Below are 19,086 nucleotides of genomic sequence, written 5' to 3'. Positions count from 1 at the left end.
GAAGTTACATTAACAAATACTACAATGTTTCGAGGATGCATTCAGGGATAAACTATTGTTCTCCAATAGAATATGAAGCCCTGGCAGCGTAAAATAAAATGTGTCCGCTTTATCGGGGGAAGATCACAAATAACAGTTGGTTTTTGCTCCTTCGTCGCTAATTTTAGCCAACTATTATTTGCTTCTTAGTGAGGCGTTATGTGAATATATATGGTCAAGAGTTTTAAATTAAGCTCAGATGAAATAACTCCTATTGCTGTCGGTTACGGTGGGTGCATTGCTACGGACCAAATTACTGTTGAAGGTAATTTGGTTGGTTATATGTACCGTGAAACACCGAGTAATGAAATGGATAATGGCTGGCGATTTTTGTCTGGTTATGAAACTCAAGAATATATGAGTGAGCCAAATAATCATTCAGTTTATGACTTAAATACTATTGCGAATTATGACCCTGAAATAATTCCTTTCATTGAACTTCCAATCGGCACCGAGTGTGAAAGAGATGAAAACGGAGTTTTAATTGTAATTACAGAGTAGTATTCACATAACAAGCTGTTTAATCTGGACAAAATATAGTTGGCTGTGTTTCGTTCCTCAACAATTTTAGCCAACTAAATTTGGCCCATTAATGAGGGCGTTAGGTGAATATCGTTGATGTCGTCTTTTGAAACTGTTTCAGTTAAAACTGCTTTATTATGCGCTGTGTTCTTAGTTACCTCTTGTGCAAGTGTTGGTAATGAATCAGCAGATATAAATGATTGTAGAAAAATAGCTTATGGTGATCATTATGAGCTTTTAGGTAACGATGCCAATGTTATATTTTCTCAATGTAAGGTTAAAAAAGATGCTTTGAGAGCCGATGCTAATAAAAAGGAAACTACATTTATTTGGGTTGAGTTTTTCTTAGATCTTTTTGTACCTAGCAATTCACCTAACAAGTAAATAAACAAGGACACGTAATTGTTGGCTGCGTTCCAATTCGTTTCACATTTTAGCCAACAATTACTCGCCTCTTAGCGAAGCGTTATATTTCACGGAGTATTCAAACATGGGTGAACAACAAATAGTATATTCTTTCGCGTGGTTTCAACCTGAAGAATGGCAATGTTTAAAGGAAACTGTAGACGACCCAAATTCTCTAGATGATACATATCAAGAATGGCGACATAATGCTGAAAATGCTATCAGCGAACTTAGAGCAAATGGCGAGCAGGTTAAAAAAATATCTATCAAAATCAGTAAACTTGTAAGTTGGTGTGAATCTAAAGGTATAAAACCTGATAGCAAAGCTAGATCAGAATATGCAGCATTCCTAGCAGAACATAGAAACAACTGAAATATAACAAGAAAATAAACAAAGATGCGTAATAGTTGGCTGCATTCCACTTCGTTTCACATTTTAGCCAACCATTACTTAGCCACTTATTGTGGCGTTAGAAATATTTAGATATGAGTGAAATTGAATACGTAAATTTCAAGCACGTAAATCCAGACGACTTTTTGCTGGTTGTTAATGATCAAACGTTGAGAAAGCACCTAATTGATCATATGCATTTTGATTCTGTCAGTATCAGAGAGTGGATGAATGGGAAGACTCAATCAGAATCTATTCCTGGTTGTCGTGTTCGAGCTGTATTTATAGATGGCGTACTGGCAGGCTGGTGTGGCATTCAGCCTGACGACAATGGTTTTGAAATAGCTATTGTCATATCTAAGCAATATTGGGGTTTTGGTATCTCGATATTCAAGACGTTAATGTGTTGGGCCAAGGAATTGGGACATAAAGAAATAATGTTCCACCTGCTTGAAACTCGCCCCAAGTACAGATTTTTGAAAAGAAAGGCTTCTAAAGTTCAGAAGACAGAACTTTGGGGACGGAGTTTTACGACATATTTTATATCCGTAGTTGAGTGGAATAAACAGAGTAACTTCTAACAAGGCAATTTAACAGTGACGCCGTAAAAAAAATGCGGCGACGGTTAATGGTGACCTTAGATGTTCTCAAGGAGGATTCATCATGCTAATCGAGAAGTTAATTATAAAAAGTGTTGCTGTATTTATTATATTGATAAGTAACGTGAGCTATGCAGAAAAAATTATTGAAGTTAATGCGGATCCCAAGAAAGGCTTTTCCTTTCCGTTTTTATTAAAGATTCCTACGAATATCGACACAAATTATTTGGTGGTTGAAACTAACAATACTGGTGCTGTTTCTGATGATTTCGATGTACATTATCAAAGCGCTAAAAAAGCTATAGTGGGTAATGCAGTAGGCCCATGGGTAGCAAAAAAATTAAATTCCCCAATACTTATTCCAATTTTTCCTCGTTCAAAAACCGATTGGGAAATATATACTCACGCATTAGATAGAGATACGTTGTTAGTAGAGTCTGGAGATTTAAAAAGGCTAGACTTACAATTACTAGCAATGATTTCTGAAGCAAAAAAAGAACTCACAAAACACTCTGTGAAAGTACACAGTAAAGTTATTTTAACTGGGTTTTCTGCTTCAGGAAGTTTGGCTAACCGCTTTTCTATGTTGCATCCAGATAGCCTTCAGTTAGTCGTTGCAGGTGGGTTAAATGGAATTTTAATGTTACCTGTCGATAAAGTCTCAGGTGAGAGTTTAAATTACCCTCTAGGTATCAATGACTTTAAAAAAATTACAGGTACAGGTTTTAATAAAGCTAAATGGGCATCTTTACCACAGTTTTTGTTTATGGGCGAAAACGATACCAATGACGCTGTTAAATACGATGATGCATACTCAGATGTAGAAAGAAAAGCTATCCACTTAGTGTTAGGACAAAATATGCAACCTGACCGTTGGACTAAATGCCAAGATATTTACAAAGCAAACGATGTAAATGTTGTTTTTCATACATATAAAGACATTGGGCATGGTACTAACTTGAAAATTCATAATGATATTCTTAGTTTTGTAAAAGAGAACATCTAACAAGTCATTTCAGCAGGATAAAGATCAGTTGGCTTTTTACTCCTGCGTCGCTATTTTAGCCAACAATTATTTGCCTCTGAATGAGGTATTCGGGTTATAAATGATCGCACGTATTTTGAGCTATATTCTCGCACTAATATTTTTCGCTTCGGGTTGTGCAAAATTATTATCATTGCCATTCGAGGTCGAGGCATTTGTACGTTGGGGTTACCCAAGTACATTTATGTATTTTACTGGTATAGTTGAAGTTTTTGGCGCATTAGGCTTACTAATTACACGGTTATCCTCACTATCTTCATTATGTCTGGGGGGGCTTATGCTCGGCGCTATTGGAACGCACCTTGTTCACAAAGAATGGCTAATGCTAGCAGTAGCTTCTTCTATAGCACTTGCCGCGTTCTGGCGTGCTTGGTCTGGTCGAGGAGAGATTAATCAATTATTAATAAATCTTTGCCCTAAATAAATAGTCTTAACAAGGCCATTTAACGAAAAATTTACAATTGGCTGTTTTTCGTTCCTCAAACATTGTAGCCAACATATAAACTTCCCCTTAACGGGCGTTATACATATAAGGAATTGCTGTGCTCATTCGAAACTTATTTATATCCTGCTTATTTTTATCTGCTTGTAGCTCTAACAATTTTGAGCAACACAGCTGCAATGCAGTTGAAGGGGCTGAAGGAAGTTCTGATGCTTTAACAGCAGTTATTTTCGGTGGGCTAAATGCAATTTCTCAAGATCCGGAATATGATTGTGTCAAAAAAGATAAAAATATGTGCATTAACTCAGACGGGAAAATAAAAGATAAATGTATTACTAAAAAGTAACTCAACGTATTGTGCCCTGTATGAATAATAAGTTGTTTACTCAGGAAAATTCAATTGGCTTTTGCTCCTTCGTCGCTTATTCTAGCCAACTATTTTTTGCCCATTATTAGGGCTTTAGCTTAATTGGATAATTTAAAATGGAATTTACCCCAAACTATTTTGGTCTGTTCACTGGTTTTGCTTATATACTTTTAGGGCTTTTATGGATTACGGTTCCCGTATTCATCTTTTTAATTTCTAAACGAGTTAAGCGAATGCTAAATATAATGGAGAACTCCCAAGCAGATATTAAAGAATTAAACGCAAACATCAAAATTTTACAAAGCAATAAGAACGAGTCAAACGGGTGAATTAACCATACAAGGCAATCAAACGTACTTTGAAGTAGTGGACACTTCCTCATAACATTGAGGAGGCTACAATTTTTCCCTTAACAGAGCGTTAGCTTTTGTTACATATTGAAGTCAATAACGACTATTATTTTATGTTAACTTGAGTTTTTCTTTTCAAGGATAGAGTCGTGAATAATTTACAAAAATTAGGTGGCATTGCAGCACTTTTTGAGGCCGCTATTTACATATCTGCTTTTGTTTTTTTTGGAGTGTTCTGGGATTATCCTGTAAGTGCAGAGGATGCACAAAAATTTATTTTTTTAACTAATAATCAGGTGGTTTTGTCGATAGTTAATTTAACTATGTATGTCGCCTTTGGTCTTTTTTTGGCTATATTAGTTTTAGCGATCCATCAACGTATGAAAAATAAAGCCCCTGCTTTATCACAACTGGCTTCAATCTTCGGTATTGTTTGGGTTGGGCTCGTCATAGCAAGTGGAATGATTGCAAATATAGGGTTAGGTGCTGTAATCGATTTATCTGCTAAAAATGCAGAACAAGCAATGACCCTTTGGGTAGTTATCAATACTATCGTTGAAGGTTTAGGGGGAGGTAACGAAGTTGTCGGCGGCTTATGGGTTCTTTTATTGAGTCTTGCTGGCTTAAAAATTATTGAGCTTCCAAAATTGTTAAACTGTTTCGGAATATTTATTGGTTCTGTGGGTATTCTCACTATTTATCCTGCTGAAATACTGACAGAAATATTTGGCTTAGGTCAAATAGTATGGTTTTCTTGGTTAGGTGTGGCGATGTTAATTAGTCGTCAAAACTAACAAAAAAATAAGAAAGGACACGTAACTGTTGGTTGCGTTCCGCTTCGTTTCACATTTTGGCCGATCATTGCTTAGTCTGTTATTCGCGCGTTATGCACTAGGAGAGAATTGTGAAAACTTCAAACTATAGGGAAATAAAATGGAAGTAGATGTATTTGACAGAACAGAAACCAATGACAAGATAATAAGTGCTTCAACTTACAATTTTGTCATTGGTATAACACTGATTTGGGGCTTTGCCATAAACTGGATAATGGTTCTAAACATTCCTGTAGAATCTATAAGCAGTATCAATCCAATAGTCTTCATCATTGGTTATTTTGCATCATGTTTTTTTGGTATTTATCTCTTTAGTAAATCTGATAGCCCAGTGGTCAGTTTTATTGGCTATAATTTTGTCGTCGTTCCTTTCGGCTTAATTATTAATTTAGTTGTAAGCCAATATAATCCAGATATTGTACTCGAAGCTATAAGAGTTACGGGCATGGTAACTTTCGTCATGATGCTTTTAGGATCTATGTACCCTGCCTTTTTCAATAAAATAGCAGGAGGACTTACAATAGCTTTACTATGTGTAATCGTCGTCGAATTAATTGAAATATTCATTTTTAATACTCATCACGGAATTTTAGATTGGATTGTTGTGATTATCTTCTGCGGTTATATTGGATATGACTGGGCTAGAGCAAATGCAATTCCTAAAACGTATGATAATGCTGTAGATAGTGCCGCTGCATTGTATATGGACATTATTAACTTGTTTTTACGTATACTCAGAATTTTAGGTAGAAAGTAGCATATAACAAGCACATTAAACGAAAAATTAATAGTTGGCTGTTTTTCGTTTTTTATCATTTTAGCCCTTTGCAATTAACGATTGATTGAATGAGTCTGTTTAAGACTTTCTTGGGCTCTTGATATATTGAGAACAGTGAAAAATCTTAAAGCAACGTATAAATTGGCACCATGCTTTTCGGAGTAATGAATAAATTTTAGATGCCCATTATGTGTCGGGCAAAAACAAACTTAAAGTGAAGGTTAGTATGAAAGGTTCATGTAATTGTGGAAGTGTGAGTTTTAACGTTTCAGGCAAGGTAGCAGCTTTGTACCAATGCCATTGTAAGTTATGTCAAAAACAGTCGGGTTCAACATCTAATACGGCAACGATTGTCAAAGAGTCAGACTTTAGCTGGGTTGCTGGTTCTGACTCAATTAGCCATTGGCAAAAGGCTTCTGGATTTACTTCTGATTTTTGCAAACACTGTGGGTGCCCTGTTCCTAACAGGCTTCGAGAATCTAATTATTACTGGATTCCTATGGGTTTGGTCGAAAATGTTGATATCAAAATAACGACACACCTATGTTGTAGTTCAAAAGCCAATTGGGACGAGATTTCAGACGGTGGTATCAAACATGATGACATGCCGCCTAGCCTTGATAATTTTATCAAAAGCCTGCAAGAACATCATGCAGAAAAATAATCGTTGACTGTTTTCACTTATTTTAAGTGTTTACCAATAACTTTCAGCGTAACGTGACGCTATAACACAGCGCATATTTTGAGACTCAACGTAGTATGATAAAAAAACTTAATCAGTCGAATAAAGAAATAGCTCATCAAATTTTTACCATATTTCAGAATTCTTATAATATTGAAGCTGAGCTTATAGGTACGCTTAATTTTCCCCCACTAATGCGAAGTACTAAAGACATCGAAAACTCAGACACCCTATTTTATGGTTTTAGTGAAAAAGGAGGTCTCGCTGCCATTATAGAAGTCGATATAGCCGATAGGCATTTAGAAATTAATAGCTTAACTGTTGACCCACGTTATTTTAGAAAAGGTATAGCCAATAAATTAATCACCTATATTCTAGAAATATTTGATTATTCAAAAGCCAGTGTAGAAACAGCTGTGGTTAATGCTCCGGCAATAAACTTATATAAAAAACATGGCTTTGTTGAGTATAAAAGATGGACGCCGTCGCATGGTATTGAAAAAGTAGCAATGTTGATTGATTAACACACTAAAACTAACATTTGAGTGAGCTGCGAATAGTACAGCGCTATTTTGCTTTGTAATTTAAGTTAAGTAATTAGCTATCAGTCCCCGAATTGGTCATGATGCATAAATGGAGAAAAATTTGACAAGTAGAGTTATAGAGGTTGTTAGTTACGATCCACGGTGGGTTAGATTATTTGAAAGTGAAAAAGTATTATTGGCCGAGGCTATTGGTCAGAACGCACTGAAAATTGAGCATATTGGAAGCACATCTGTGGTTGGTTTATCAGCAAAGCCTGTTATTGATATTTTAATTGAGGTAACTTGCCTCACTGAGTTAGATAAAGTAAATAAGCATATTGAAACTCTTGGTTATCTAGTAAAGGGAGAAAATGGCATTACGGGTAGGCGCTATTTTCAAAAAGGTGGTGTTCAACATAGTCATCATATCCATGCTTTTCAAACTGATGATATGCATTTATGTCGCCATAGAGCATTTAAAGAGTACTTAATTGCACACCCAAAAACGTTATTAGCCTATGATAAAGTAAAAAGAATGGCTGCATCACAAAGCGGCAATAATATTCAGACTTACATGATGCTTAAAAACGATTTCATTCAAAAACATGAACAACTAGCGATTAGGTGGTTTAGCGCTAAATAAGGAAATGAATAAAACACAACCCCATGGTTGTGTTGCCCTACCCCAAATATTTAAGCAACTTATCACTTAGTTCATTCATTTAGGCAACTAATTTTTCAAGGAATTATGATAAATTTTAAACTTTCTTCAATCTGGGGATTTACTGGCATTTCGATTGGACTTGGCGCTTTTTTGTTTAATTACTATATGGTTCCAGTATCATTACCAGGCTATAGCGTATTAGTGTCTCCTGCTATATTGACTCTTAGTTTTTTTAGTGAAGAGACTTACTTTGCCCCTAAAATGGTACTCTTTATGTCTGGTCAATTTGTGGGTTATTTTTTTATCGGAACCCTAGTTCAACTGATTAGAAAACTCAGTGCGCGAAAAAAATAGGGGGTTAACGAATGAAATATGCTCAGAAGATTTTTGAAGCCAATATCTATCGCATTGATAACTAAAAATGACCATTTATCGTAACTATGACTTAGGATAGAAAGACTTAAAAAACGCTAAATCAAGCGTTATTCACCAAGGAGAAGTGATATGCACCTAGCACAATTAAATATTGCCAGAGCAAAGTATTCATTAGATGCCCCTGAAATTAAAGATTTTGTAGATAATTTAGAGCCAGTAAATAATCTAGCGGAATCGAGTGAAGGTTTTGTCTGGCGATTAAAAGATGAACAGGGTGATGCTACCAATATTCAGGCTTTTTCAGACCTTGATGTTATTGTAAATATGTCAGTTTGGGAATCTACTGATGCACTTAAAAACTTCATGTTTAGGACCCATCATCGAAATTTTCTTAGACGTAAAAAAGAATGGTTTCATAACATAGCTGAGGACAGCTATGTTTTATGGTGGGTGCCTAAAGGTCATATCCCTACTATTGAAGAAGCAGTTGAGAAATTAGATTTTCTTCGTAGTAACGGAGATACGCCGTATGCCTTTACCTTTAAAAGTAATTTTACTGCTTCAGAATTTGTAGAAATTAAATGTTAAAAATATTATTAGCTCTCCCCCCTATTATTTCAATCGCACACATCTGTTTAGCAATCATCTTATTTTTGTTTAATATTGAATACGCTGGAAATTTATTTATTTTATTTTTCCTGCCTGTAACACTGGTTACTTTAATTCATATTTATATTGCCGTTGTTGATAATTCACTAGCTAAAAGCGAGCATATTGGTTATGCGCTCGTACATATTCCCTTTTCAATTACGTTTTCTTTACTCGCGTTATTGCTTTTTATCCCTAAAGATAATGGCGGGAATCATGCCAAGAACCCTTTATTACAATGCGTAGATAAAAGTGAAGCGGAATGTTTAAATACCTTTTATCTACCTAATAATTCCCAATAAGAAAGTGCTTATATTGACTTTTCTTTATAAATTCACAAGATGAGGTTGCGATGAAACGACATACAATATTGTTTGATATAAATGAGACGGTACTTGACCTTAGTGTACTAAAACCCAAGTTCAAAACAGCTTTTGGTGACGAAAGGGTGATGGCGACATGGTTTTCAATGCTTTTGCACTCATCTACTGTGTGTATTATGACAAATGTGAAAACTAACTTTGCCACTTTAGCCGGCACTATGCTTGAATCGATTGCTGCGCGCATGGCTATAACACTGTCGGCTCATGCGCGTGATGATATTCTTAATGGCTTTGCTACTCTCCCTGCTCACCATGATATTAAGCCGGCATTGACTCAGTTACAGTCGGCTGGTTTTCGTACTGTGGCTTTTTCAAACTCTTCACTCAACCTCATATCATCTCAAATGACCAATGCAGGATTGACAGAATATTTTGATGAGATTATTTCAGTTGAAGAAACCGGCAGTTTTAAACCTGATCCTGCCGTATATAAATTTGCAGCTAAACAATTAAATCAATCACTGGAGTCTTTGAGACTTGTCGCGACACATGATTGGGATACTCATGGTGCTTTGTCGGTAGGAATGAGCGCTGCCTATATTAATCGCTCAGGGGCAATCTATCACCCTCTATATCGTCAGCCTGATATTTATGCGTCAACAATGGAAGATATAGTTAAACAGATTATCAAAACATGAAGTTACTCTAAAAAACTCATTATACATAAACAACATAAACAACAGGCAGTGCGCGAACACGACCCATTGTTTCAATGTTCATGGAAAGCATATTATTTTATTCAAAAACCAAGGTAAATTCACCTTTAATGCTTTCTCGAGGGCCTGCTCTTGAGGTGACGAAAAAATCAAAGTCAGCCTTAATATTTTTCTCATCATTATCAAAATCAAACATTATGCTGCCTAAGTCACTCTCTGATAAATTACTAATGTCGGGTAAAACATTAGAGAATATCTTAGCAAAGTTATCATTTAAAAACCCTGTCGATAAACTTGCAAAGCCAGCTGTAGGAAATTCATCTATCTGAAACTGTAATTCTAGTGGGTTTCCTTGATATTCAGTAAATAAACGTAATACTGACGCGTTAGCCGTCCCTGATAGCGTACTATTTGTATCATACGACTTCACTTCAGCAGTAGCGACAATACCGCATACATCACTTGTTTTCTCTAGATTGTCATAGCTCGAAAAATCGATGTTTAGTTCGCCATTTGAGTTTGAGCGATCATCACTTTTCTTAGTGTAAGTACTTGTTGCAATAAGGTTATTACCACACATGCGTTCTAACCTAAATTTTCCCTCAGATTGACGAATGGTTAGCGAGCTTTGAAGATCTCCACATTCATAACTCTCTCTATAACTTGGAATAACAAGATCAACCGTTCCACTGAAACCACACTCTGACAGTGTCACCGTTTCTGTTGCAACATTCACCGTTTCTATATGCACTAAACTCAATTGTTGCGTTTCAATTGTCGTTGTCGTGCCATCTTCGTTCAGTTCATTCGTAAATTGGGTCGTTTCATGGAACCAAGTACTAGTGTCATTAAGTTCATTAAAATTTAACGCAGTAACCACAGGTATATCAGATTCTTCACCATTGTTAACAGGATCTGTGATTTTTTCGACGTTTTTAACTGATATAAATATGCTTTGGCTAGAAAAACCAATGGTCCGACTGTTTGAGTCGGCAAGCTTGACCTGCACTCTAATACTGCGGATAGTATCAACTTCTGGTGCGACAAAACTAATACTGTCAGAGCCTTGACCGCTAAAAGTAATATCCCCTTCTACTTGCCAGTCGAATTTAACTTCTTTGGCTCCTTCGCCTGTTAAGTTCAATGTTAAATTTACCGTTTCTCCTTCATTAACTGTCATTGTACTGGCTAACGGCTGGTATGTTAGCTCTGCGACTTCCTGAACGACTCCATCTGAGGATCCTCCACCACAAGCAGACAAAAGTGTTAACAATGTGGTTAAGATGATTGAGTACCGAGCAAAAGTTCCCTTTAAATTCATGATATTCCCTAATTAGTGTGATAAGTATGGTATTTAGCGCGGGATTGTATTGAGTAGTAACCACAAGTACAAGAAAATATTAATCTTCCAATACAATTAGTTAACTAATTTACTTATATTTAGCTTGATGTGACTTATTACTACACATACCAAAAGCGTTATTAGTATTTAGTGGTATAATTCATACTTGATATTCAGGTGAAGTACTTAGTTTTAAAACGTTCGCCCCTTTGTGATTTAACGAATGATTAACAGCTATCTAACATGACAAATGGAGTACAAATGACAGAGTTTACTGCTCTACTTAATGATATAAAACGTTGCACCATTTGTGCTTCACAACTAGCCCATGGCACACGCCCTGTGTTACAAGTGCATCCCAAGGCAAAGATTTTGATCGCTGGTCAAGCGCCTGGTCTGAAAGTTCATACGTCAGGCATACCTTTTGATGATGCCAGTGGTAAACGTTTGCGTGAATGGTTGGGCGTAACACGAGAAGAGTTTTATGATCCAGAAAAAGTCGCTATTTTGCCCATGGTTTTTTGTTACCCCGGCACGGGGAAAACAGGAGATCTTGCGCCAAGAAAAGAATGTGCGCCAGCTTGGAGAGAAAAAATCCTAGCTCACCTTAAGCAAGTTGAAGTCACTATTGTGTTAGGTAGTTATGCGCAAAAATACCATATGGGCGTAACCAATACCTCAGTAACAGACTTGGTTAAGTCATGGGAACTCTATTGGCCACATATCATCCCACTGCCTCACCCTAGTCCTAGGAATAATATTTGGCTTAAGAAGAACCCTTGGTTCGAGATAGAATTACTGCCAAGGCTTCGAGAACGTGTTCGCGAATCACTAAATAGCTCTTCCCCTCTTGACTCAAAAGAGGTGTAATCACGTAACAGATCACTATTCTGTTTTCTTAACTCACATTTTAGTCATTAACTTCAAACCTCTTAGTGAATTTAGTGATTGCAAGTAGACTTAAAACCCATGAAAAATAAATTGTTAAATGGACAGCACCTATCACTCAACAAACAAGTTGATTTATTATCTGAATTCGTAATGTCCATGGATGGAATGCCTCAAATTTTAAAAGAAATAACTAAACTTCCCAATGCATGGGTTGGCGCAGGTATTATATTTCAGAATGTATGGAACGTGATTCATGGTTATGAACTAAATACCTATGTAAAAGACATTGATGTCTTATATTGGGATGACAATGATTTAACTTGGGTATCCGAAAATAATCATATTCGTTCTTTCACAAAGGTATTTTCTAATGCCACTAACGCCACTATCCCATTTGATATTAAAAATATTGCTCGGGTGCATTTATGGTATGAACAACGTTTTGGTATACCCAAAGCACAATATCATAGCATTGAAGAATCGATAGCTACTTGGCCTGTTATCGGGGCGTGTCTGGCAATGCGCATGAATAAAGATCAATTAGAGTTTATAGCCCCTTATGGGTTGCAAGATATGTTTTCTTTGAGAGTTCGTCCCAATAAAGTATTGGTAAACCAAACTATTTACGAGAATAAAGCGACGAGATGGAAAGAGCAGTGGCCAAAATTATCGATAGAAAAGTGGTAACTGTTCATAACAAGCTGTTAAACAAGGACAAAATATTGTTGGCTTTTATTGCTCTGTCGCTTATTCTAGTTACCTAAATTTTGCCCGTTATTTGGGTATTTTTCCAGTCAGGCTAATGAACTAATTTGACTGGTATTCGCCTTTTAAAAATTGTAGTTAAGGATTGTATATATGTCAGCATTGATTCTAGATGGGAGAAGCGTTACTAAAAAATCTGAAGAAGATTTGCGCTCAAGAGTCGCACGCCTCAAAGAATTGAGTAACGGTGCAATACCTATCTTAGCCACCATCTTAGTGGGAAATGATCCTTCATCAGCAACTTATGTCAAAATGAAAGCGAACGCTTGTACCAGAATTGGCATGGATTCATTAAAAGTTGAAATGTCAGAAGAGACAACAACAGAAGAATTATTGGCTGAAATTGCAAAACTAAATGCCAATCCGAACATTCACGGCATTTTATTACAACACCCTGTTCCTGCACAAATTAATGAAAGACAATGTTTTGATTCCATTGATTTATCTAAAGATGTTGATGGGGTAACGTGTTGGGGTTTCGGTCGGATGGCAATGAATGAAACATCTTACGGTAGCGCTACCCCAAAAGGTATCATTCGGATTTTAGAAGCCTATGATATCCCGCTAGAAGGTAAACATGCCGTTGTGGTTGGTAGAAGCCCTATTCTTGGCAAACCCATGGCAATGATGCTACTGAATAAAAACTGTACCGTTACTATTTGTCATTCAAAAACAACGGGCCTTGATAAAATCATAAAAAATGCAGATATCATCGTCGGTGCTGTAGGTAAGCCAGAATTCATCAAAGCCGATTGGATTAAGGATGATGCTGTAGTGATAGACGCTGGATATCATGAAGGTGGTGTAGGTGATATTGAATTAACGCCATTGGTTGATCGCGTGAAAGCGTATACGCCTGTACCTGGAGGTGTAGGACCAATGACGATAAACACCTTAATCTATCAAACAGTTGAAGCGTGTGAATTAAAATTTGTCCCCTAATTCTCACTGATTATTACACAACAATAATGACTCACAATAAATTGTGGTGCAAAAACTGCGTATCTTCTTCATTGCCGTTTAAGTCGCTATTTTTGTCTGCTTGATTGAGCAGTAGGTAACACGGAAGTTCTACCAAAATATGAATGCTTTTTTAATTATTGCTGGTATGTTAAGCGCTATCGCCGCCATTATTCACATAGGATGCATTTACTTTGGTGCTCCTTGGTATCGCTTTTTTGGCGCTGGAGAGCAAATGGCAGTACTCGCTGAGCAAGGTAGCATTCAACCAAGCCTAATCACTAGTGGTATTGTAGCGGTTCTTTCTATTTGGGCACTTTATGCTTTTTCTGCGGCAGGTATTATTTTTCGCTTACCTTTTATTCGTTTAGCCCTTATTCTAATTACCATTATTTATTTAATTCGCGGTATTGCAGGTTTCTTTTTTGTTAATTCACCGATGGGACGTTCTCCTGAATTTTGGCTGTGGAGCTCTTCGATCTGTTTATGTTTTGGTATTATCCACCTCATAGGCCTAAAGCAGCAATGGGCAAACTTATAAACAACGTTTAACCGAAAAATCAAACAAAAGAACTGTTGTGTTTATTGCTGACAATGCATTTAGCAATGTTAACCTGATAGAAAAATATAATTACAAAGGATTTTTTATGAGTGGTGAAACCAATTTAACTACGCTGTTGGCCTCGATGTCACCTAGCTTAATGACTGATGAATATGTATTTTGCTCAGTGCAAGGTGAGTATCTTGATTTTAATGCCTTATCACCATTAGCCTCTTTTCATGAAGCTGAAGGCTTAACGTTAGTCATCACTAAAGAAATGGCACTTGCCAATCAACTTCCTTTTGAGTCTGTCTTTCGAGGGATCACCTTAACCATACATTCAAGCCTAGATGCTGTTGGTCTCACTGCAGCTGTTTCAGGTAAGTTAGCCGCTAATAATATAAGCGCCAATGTAATAGCCGCTTATTATCACGACCACATCTTTGTTCAAACAGAAAAAGCTGAATTAGCGTTAACAGTCTTAAATGAATTTTGCAGCCAACAAGAGCGATAGACATAATATCAACCCTAGCGGCATTTATAACTTGCTACTTTAGCTTTGTATTATCAGCGAGTTAACAACCATTTACTTACCTGAGGATTCGTGAATAATTTTATTATCAGTCGTATCAATACATCCTTAGGTATTTACCGCATTTCTGGGTACTGGGGGCATGAAGATGAAGAGGATGGTAAAATAGATGTTAGTTCTATTGAAGTGATGGGCACAGATGGTTGGGTTTTATTAAACCATACCAGCGATAATGTTATGAATATTATTTCCGCATTACGCCCCGCCCTCACTAAACACTTGCTCGCTAAGAGTAAGTAAACATTGAGTATAATTCATCATGACCGACGACAATAAATTGTGATCATACTAGGTTATTTAAAAGGAAAAATATGACTATTAATGTTACTTGGCAAAACGATTGCCGCTTCCAAGTTGTTACCGAAGCTGGATTTGAAGTTTTCATTGATGCCGATAATAAATCAGCACCCTGCCCAACAGAAATTTTATTATCGGCATTAGGATCTTGCAGTGCTACTGATGTCACTCTTTATTTCAAAGATAATGACATTGAACTTAAAAGTCTCAACAACCGTTTAACTTATCAGCTGACAAAAACTGAGCCTAGATTATATAAATCAGTGAATTTACACTTTTCAATTGAGGCTAAAGGAGTTAGTGAAACTCTGCTTAACAAAGCAATTGAAGAAGCGATTAATAAGTATTGCCATGTGTGCTTAATGCTACAACCTGCGATGCATATCTCTCATTCGGTAGAAATAATCAATTCATAAACTCACTGTTTACATTCATGGCGCGTTGCATGTTGCTCGCTTAAGAAGTATTCACTGATTGAGGCATAATCAATACAATACCTGGCGTTTAATCTATATAACACGGCATTGCCTTATATTAATCTACAACCAACTTTACAAACAGAATAAGGATACTCTTGTGGTTAAATTACTATCTAGCTTGATAATATTTATATCGTTATCTATTCATGCTCAACAACTCGGCGATACCAGTTTTACCCCTAAAAACACAACGAGAACATTTTCGGCAACTCAATCCCCTGTTGTGCTATTAGATGAAGCGCACCATAACTTTCATACGATGGATGGGAGGTATCGACCTTTTGTTGATATATTAAAAAGTGATGGTTATTCCGTTGAACAAAATAAGACAAGGTTCACTAAAGATAGTCTATCTCATGCTGATATTTTGATAATCTCTAATGCTTTACATAGTAATAATATAGAAAATTGGGATTTACCAAATTATTCCGCATTTTCGAGAGAAGAAATTAAAGCTGTCTATCATTGGGTGAAGAATGGCGGCTCACTCTTTCTGATTGCAGACCATATGCCATTCCCAAAAGCGGCAGAAGATATGGCTGCAATATTCGGCTTTCAATTTAACAATGGTTATGTCGAAGAAGTAACTAACAAAGCACAGTTATTTGAAGTAAATAAAGGTACTTTGCTTGAACACCCTATTTTGAAAGGAGCGGGTATAACAGAAGAAATAACATCAGTGAAAGCATTTACAGGTCAGGCTTTCTTATCTCCGCCTGATGCTAAACCATTGCTCGTTTTTGCTGACTCCGCGATTTCCTATATGCCGACAAAGTCATGGGAATTTCCAGCCGATACACCTGAAATACCAGTAAAAGGCTGGAATCAAGGGGCAACATTGGAGTTCGACAAAGGCAGAGTTGTTGTCTTTGGTGAAGCGGCAATGTTTACTGCACAAGTCAGTGGTAAAGAAAAAATAAAAATGGGCGTAATTGCTAAAGGAGCTGAACAAAACGAACAGTTTTTATTAAATATCATGCTTTGGTTATCAAGAAAGATTTAATCGATACTATTTTCCCACAATAACAGTAGCGTTATTATTTAATAAAAACTAGCGCTCACTCTTACAACTCACAAAGGTATTTTAAATGGATATTAGTTTAATTGGAATTTTTGTCACCGTTGCTATCGCACACTTTCTTGCGTTATTGAGCCCGGGGCCAGACTTCGTACTCGTTGTAAAAAGTGCAATAAAAAACGAAGGCAAGAACGCTTTAGGTGTTGCCCTTGGTATAGCATCAGCTAACGCTGTATATATTAGCTTATGTTTGATTGGTGTCGGCTCTATTTTAGCTGCTTCAGTAACCATAATGGTTGTGCTAAAAATTATTGGTGGGCTGTTTTTAATATATCTCGCGGTGCAAGCGTTACGTGCAAGCAAAAGCTCTTACAACAATTTAGACCTAGCTGAGTCGACTAACGAAAAGACTAACAAATCAACATTTCTAAGGGAGTTTATTACTGGATTCATGTCTGGAATATTAAACCCAAAGAATCTATTATTTTATCTTAGTCTTTTCACCGTTGTTCTCACACCTGAGGTTGGTTTAGCTTTCAAGTTGGCATTAGGGATTTGGATGACCTTGGTGGTGTTTTTATGGGACTTAGCCATTATTTACCTTCTTTCAACGCCTACTGTACGAGGTAAATTCAGTAAAGCTGCCTATTACATTGACAAAGTTACTGGTGCGTTATTAGGGATGATTGGTTTTGCTATTGTAAAATCAGCCTTGGTAAAACAGTAATATCAGATACAAAGTGTCACGAAGATAAATACCTTTTTTCAACAATTAAAGACTTATGACTGAACGGTTAAACGTGCATTAAGTTTATGTCTAGCTTGGCCTCTAATAGTTGTTAAATCTTTTTTAAAGTCATACTTGGAGTTTCATGAAAATTAAAATATATCAAGTTGATGCCTTTGCATCATGCGTATTCGAAGGAAATCCTGCCGCAGTTTGCCCACTAGACGAGTGGTTAGATGATGAAATCCTGCAAAAGATTGCCGAAGAAAATAATCTATCTGAAACGGCTTTTTTTGTTTGTTCACCTCTAGAAGTTCAACTACGTTGGTTCACTCCACGTGAAGAAGTAGACCTTTGCGGTCATGCTACCCTAGCTGCAGCACATGTATTATATAAACACTTAGGCTTTAAATCTCCACAAGTTAAATTTCAGACTAAAAGTGGAGAACTAATTGTGACTAAAAATGAGTCAGGTTTTAGTATGGACTTCCCTGCTTCATACCCAGAAATTATTGATGCCCCTAGTGACTTATTAGCCGGTTTAGGTGAGATCGTGCCTAAACAAGTTATGGCTTCTTTCGACTATGTCATTGTTTTAGATAGTGAAGAAGATGTTAAGCATCTTAAGCCTGACTTGTCTATGTGGTCTAAACTCGATCTCCGAGGTGTTGTAGTTACTGCTGCAGCAAACAAGGTAGATTTTGTCAGTCGGTGCTTTTTCCCGAAACTTGGCGTAGATGAAGATCCGATCACTGGCTCTGCTCATTGTGAATTAACTCCCTATTGGAGCTCACAGCTAAATTTACCCTCGTTAAAAGGTCGCCAGCTATCTAAACGAAGTGGAATAGTGAGCTGTGAATTGAGAGGTGAACGCGTTATTTTGACAGGTAATGCCGTAGATTATATGGCTGGTGAAATTTTTATTTAAATTGCGGTATCTAATAAGTAACCTGAACTCGGCTTAACAAATGTTTATCTAGCAGCTATTTTTCCTAACTTCTGCGTTAAATTTACTTGCAATAGACCAGCTATTGACGCGAAATTTGCCTTGAATTAAGAAAAACTATCAAGCCAGAAACTCATTAAAATAGTTTGTATCGGTATTTCAATGGGTTAAATACCTCTTAAACCGAGTTCAGGTTAAGTAAAGCAAATGGCTTTTAAAACAAGAGAAAGGTAGTTGCATTTTTCTTTGTCCCTCTTGTTTTAGCCAATTATTCTCTTGGCAACCCTTAGGGCAATAACGGTGAAGAACTATGGATAATCAAATTGATAACCGGGTTAATTTATATCAGAGAACAGTAATATTTAGCCTACTATTTACTCTGGTAGGTTTTTCTTACAACGTTTGGCGTATGGAGGTTTCTGAAAATAATAATAATATGAGAACCGCGAGTTTTGAGATGCTGAAAAATTTATCCTCTTTAGAGCAATTAGTTTATTCAGCTTACTATGATGAAGACTTAAAGGAAGGTAATCCGAGAAAAGGCTGGGTTATTGTTGGCCTGATAGATGATTTAAGCGTTCTTACTAACGAAGATGTAAAAACAACAACCACCGACTTAAAAGAAGTTTGGTCGCTACATTGGGAGACCATTGCAAGTAGACAACAAACAGTAGATAGTATTGTCGGTTCCATTGATGACGTAAGAGATGAAATTAAAAGTTTACTTAAATCTCTCGATTAATGCTTAAAACATCATAAGAAGAAGATAATAAAAGCGATTACGGCGCTAAGATGATAGCTAGCTGTAGTTGACCTGTTCACAGA

28 protein-coding genes are annotated in these 19,086 nt (G+C 36.6%); 27 read left to right on the top strand and 1 reads right to left on the bottom strand.

Translation table 11 applies throughout. The annotated features are described in order from the left end of the window. The first annotated feature begins 210 nt into the window (after positions 1-210). The 16 genes from ND2E_RS00300 to ND2E_RS00380 all read left to right on the top strand — a co-directional run bounded on the left by ND2E_RS00300 (position 211) and on the right by ND2E_RS00380 (position 9,685). On the top strand, positions 211-540 hold the full coding sequence (locus tag ND2E_RS00300) for a DUF2185 domain-containing protein (RefSeq protein WP_033095974.1): 330 nt from the start codon (positions 211-213) through the stop codon (positions 538-540). 117 nt (positions 541-657) lie between these two features. Then, entirely contained in the window at positions 658-945 is a 288-nt protein-coding gene (locus ND2E_RS00305) for a hypothetical protein (protein ID WP_033095973.1), read from the top strand. A gap of 106 nt (positions 946-1,051) precedes the next feature. After that, a complete protein-coding gene (locus tag ND2E_RS00310) occupies positions 1,052-1,339 on the top strand; it encodes a hypothetical protein (protein ID WP_033095972.1) in 288 nt (95 codons plus the stop codon). A 113-nt stretch (positions 1,340-1,452) separates the two neighbouring features. Further along, positions 1,453-1,938 carry a GNAT family N-acetyltransferase gene (locus tag ND2E_RS00315; RefSeq protein ID WP_033095971.1) on the top strand — a complete coding sequence of 162 codons (486 nt, stop codon included), beginning with the start codon at positions 1,453-1,455 and terminating at the stop codon, positions 1,936-1,938. 82 nt (positions 1,939-2,020) lie between these two features. Further along, positions 2,021-2,962, top strand: a complete 942-nt coding sequence (locus ND2E_RS00320; RefSeq protein WP_033095970.1) for a hypothetical protein — start codon at positions 2,021-2,023, stop codon at positions 2,960-2,962. Between the two features lie 100 nt (positions 2,963-3,062). Next, a complete protein-coding gene (locus ND2E_RS00325; RefSeq protein ID WP_052057099.1) occupies positions 3,063-3,425 on the top strand; it encodes a DoxX family protein in 363 nt (120 codons plus the stop codon). A gap of 118 nt (positions 3,426-3,543) precedes the next feature. Next, positions 3,544-3,789 (top strand): hypothetical protein, encoded by a 246-nt coding sequence (locus ND2E_RS00330; RefSeq protein WP_033095969.1) that lies wholly within the window; start codon positions 3,544-3,546, stop codon positions 3,787-3,789. Between the two features lie 520 nt (positions 3,790-4,309). Continuing rightward, the gene (locus ND2E_RS00340; RefSeq protein ID WP_033095967.1) at positions 4,310-4,954 is read left to right on the top strand and encodes a hypothetical protein; all 645 of its coding nucleotides are present in this window, start codon (positions 4,310-4,312) and stop codon (positions 4,952-4,954) included. A gap of 139 nt (positions 4,955-5,093) precedes the next feature. Beyond that, positions 5,094-5,750: a Bax inhibitor-1 family protein gene (locus ND2E_RS00345; protein WP_033095966.1), complete on the top strand. Its 657-nt coding sequence runs from the start codon at positions 5,094-5,096 to the stop codon at positions 5,748-5,750. A gap of 247 nt (positions 5,751-5,997) precedes the next feature. Further along, positions 5,998-6,435, top strand: coding sequence for a GFA family protein (locus ND2E_RS00350; protein ID WP_033095965.1), 438 nt, complete (start codon positions 5,998-6,000; stop codon positions 6,433-6,435). Positions 6,436-6,530: 95 nt separating this feature from the next. Further along, on the top strand, positions 6,531-6,977 hold the full coding sequence (locus tag ND2E_RS00355) for a GNAT family N-acetyltransferase (RefSeq protein ID WP_033095964.1): 447 nt from the start codon (positions 6,531-6,533) through the stop codon (positions 6,975-6,977). Between the two features lie 121 nt (positions 6,978-7,098). Further along, complete coding sequence (locus ND2E_RS00360; RefSeq protein WP_150113813.1) at positions 7,099-7,620, top strand: GrpB family protein; 522 nt, start codon at positions 7,099-7,101, stop codon at positions 7,618-7,620. 105 nt (positions 7,621-7,725) lie between these two features. Beyond that, a complete protein-coding gene (locus tag ND2E_RS00365; RefSeq protein ID WP_033095962.1) occupies positions 7,726-7,995 on the top strand; it encodes a hypothetical protein in 270 nt (89 codons plus the stop codon). Between the two features lie 150 nt (positions 7,996-8,145). Continuing rightward, positions 8,146-8,604, top strand: coding sequence for a DUF3291 domain-containing protein (locus ND2E_RS00370; RefSeq protein WP_033095961.1), 459 nt, complete (start codon positions 8,146-8,148; stop codon positions 8,602-8,604). Then, complete coding sequence (locus ND2E_RS00375) at positions 8,598-8,966, top strand: hypothetical protein (RefSeq protein ID WP_033095960.1); 369 nt, start codon at positions 8,598-8,600, stop codon at positions 8,964-8,966. Before ND2E_RS00370 ends, ND2E_RS00375 begins: the two co-directional genes overlap by 7 nt. Before the next feature lie 50 nt (positions 8,967-9,016). Beyond that, complete coding sequence (locus tag ND2E_RS00380; RefSeq protein ID WP_033095959.1) at positions 9,017-9,685, top strand: haloacid dehalogenase type II; 669 nt, start codon at positions 9,017-9,019, stop codon at positions 9,683-9,685. Positions 9,686-9,782: 97 nt separating this feature from the next. Here ND2E_RS00380 and ND2E_RS00385 read toward each other — a convergent pair whose 3' ends face one another. Further along, positions 9,783-11,024, bottom strand: coding sequence for a hypothetical protein (locus tag ND2E_RS00385; protein WP_033095958.1), 1,242 nt, complete (start codon positions 11,022-11,024; stop codon positions 9,783-9,785). A 282-nt stretch (positions 11,025-11,306) separates the two neighbouring features. Between ND2E_RS00385 and ND2E_RS00390 the strand changes: the two genes are divergently transcribed. From ND2E_RS00390 to ND2E_RS00440, 11 genes are all read left to right on the top strand, one after another. Further along, positions 11,307-11,915: a uracil-DNA glycosylase family protein gene (locus ND2E_RS00390; protein ID WP_033095957.1), complete on the top strand. Its 609-nt coding sequence runs from the start codon at positions 11,307-11,309 to the stop codon at positions 11,913-11,915. A 99-nt stretch (positions 11,916-12,014) separates the two neighbouring features. Further along, positions 12,015-12,623: a nucleotidyltransferase family protein gene (locus tag ND2E_RS00395; RefSeq protein WP_033095956.1), complete on the top strand. Its 609-nt coding sequence runs from the start codon at positions 12,015-12,017 to the stop codon at positions 12,621-12,623. A 171-nt stretch (positions 12,624-12,794) separates the two neighbouring features. Further along, positions 12,795-13,643, top strand: coding sequence for a bifunctional methylenetetrahydrofolate dehydrogenase/methenyltetrahydrofolate cyclohydrolase FolD (folD, locus tag ND2E_RS00400; RefSeq protein ID WP_033095955.1), 849 nt, complete (start codon positions 12,795-12,797; stop codon positions 13,641-13,643). A gap of 139 nt (positions 13,644-13,782) precedes the next feature. Next, complete coding sequence (locus ND2E_RS00405) at positions 13,783-14,202, top strand: hypothetical protein (protein WP_033095954.1); 420 nt, start codon at positions 13,783-13,785, stop codon at positions 14,200-14,202. A gap of 106 nt (positions 14,203-14,308) precedes the next feature. Continuing rightward, positions 14,309-14,716: an ACT domain-containing protein gene (locus ND2E_RS00410; protein ID WP_033096017.1), complete on the top strand. Its 408-nt coding sequence runs from the start codon at positions 14,309-14,311 to the stop codon at positions 14,714-14,716. Positions 14,717-14,806: 90 nt separating this feature from the next. Continuing rightward, a complete protein-coding gene (locus ND2E_RS00415; protein ID WP_033095953.1) occupies positions 14,807-15,034 on the top strand; it encodes a hypothetical protein in 228 nt (75 codons plus the stop codon). Between the two features lie 71 nt (positions 15,035-15,105). After that, positions 15,106-15,507, top strand: a complete 402-nt coding sequence (locus tag ND2E_RS00420) for an OsmC family protein (RefSeq protein ID WP_033095952.1) — start codon at positions 15,106-15,108, stop codon at positions 15,505-15,507. 160 nt (positions 15,508-15,667) lie between these two features. Further along, on the top strand, positions 15,668-16,573 hold the full coding sequence (locus tag ND2E_RS00425) for a DUF4350 domain-containing protein (protein ID WP_033095951.1): 906 nt from the start codon (positions 15,668-15,670) through the stop codon (positions 16,571-16,573). A gap of 85 nt (positions 16,574-16,658) precedes the next feature. Further along, positions 16,659-17,315: a LysE family translocator gene (locus ND2E_RS00430; protein ID WP_033095950.1), complete on the top strand. Its 657-nt coding sequence runs from the start codon at positions 16,659-16,661 to the stop codon at positions 17,313-17,315. 145 nt (positions 17,316-17,460) lie between these two features. After that, positions 17,461-18,243 carry a PhzF family phenazine biosynthesis protein gene (locus ND2E_RS00435; RefSeq protein WP_033095949.1) on the top strand — a complete coding sequence of 261 codons (783 nt, stop codon included), beginning with the start codon at positions 17,461-17,463 and terminating at the stop codon, positions 18,241-18,243. 328 nt (positions 18,244-18,571) lie between these two features. Then, positions 18,572-19,003 carry a hypothetical protein gene (locus tag ND2E_RS00440; RefSeq protein ID WP_052057097.1) on the top strand — a complete coding sequence of 144 codons (432 nt, stop codon included), beginning with the start codon at positions 18,572-18,574 and terminating at the stop codon, positions 19,001-19,003. Positions 19,004-19,086: the final 83 nt, after the last annotated feature.

The sequence above is a fragment of the Colwellia psychrerythraea genome, assembly GCF_000764225.1.
Lineage (GTDB): Bacteria > Pseudomonadota > Gammaproteobacteria > Enterobacterales > Alteromonadaceae > Colwellia > Colwellia psychrerythraea_D.
This window is presented reverse-complemented; position numbering and strand designations above follow the sequence as displayed.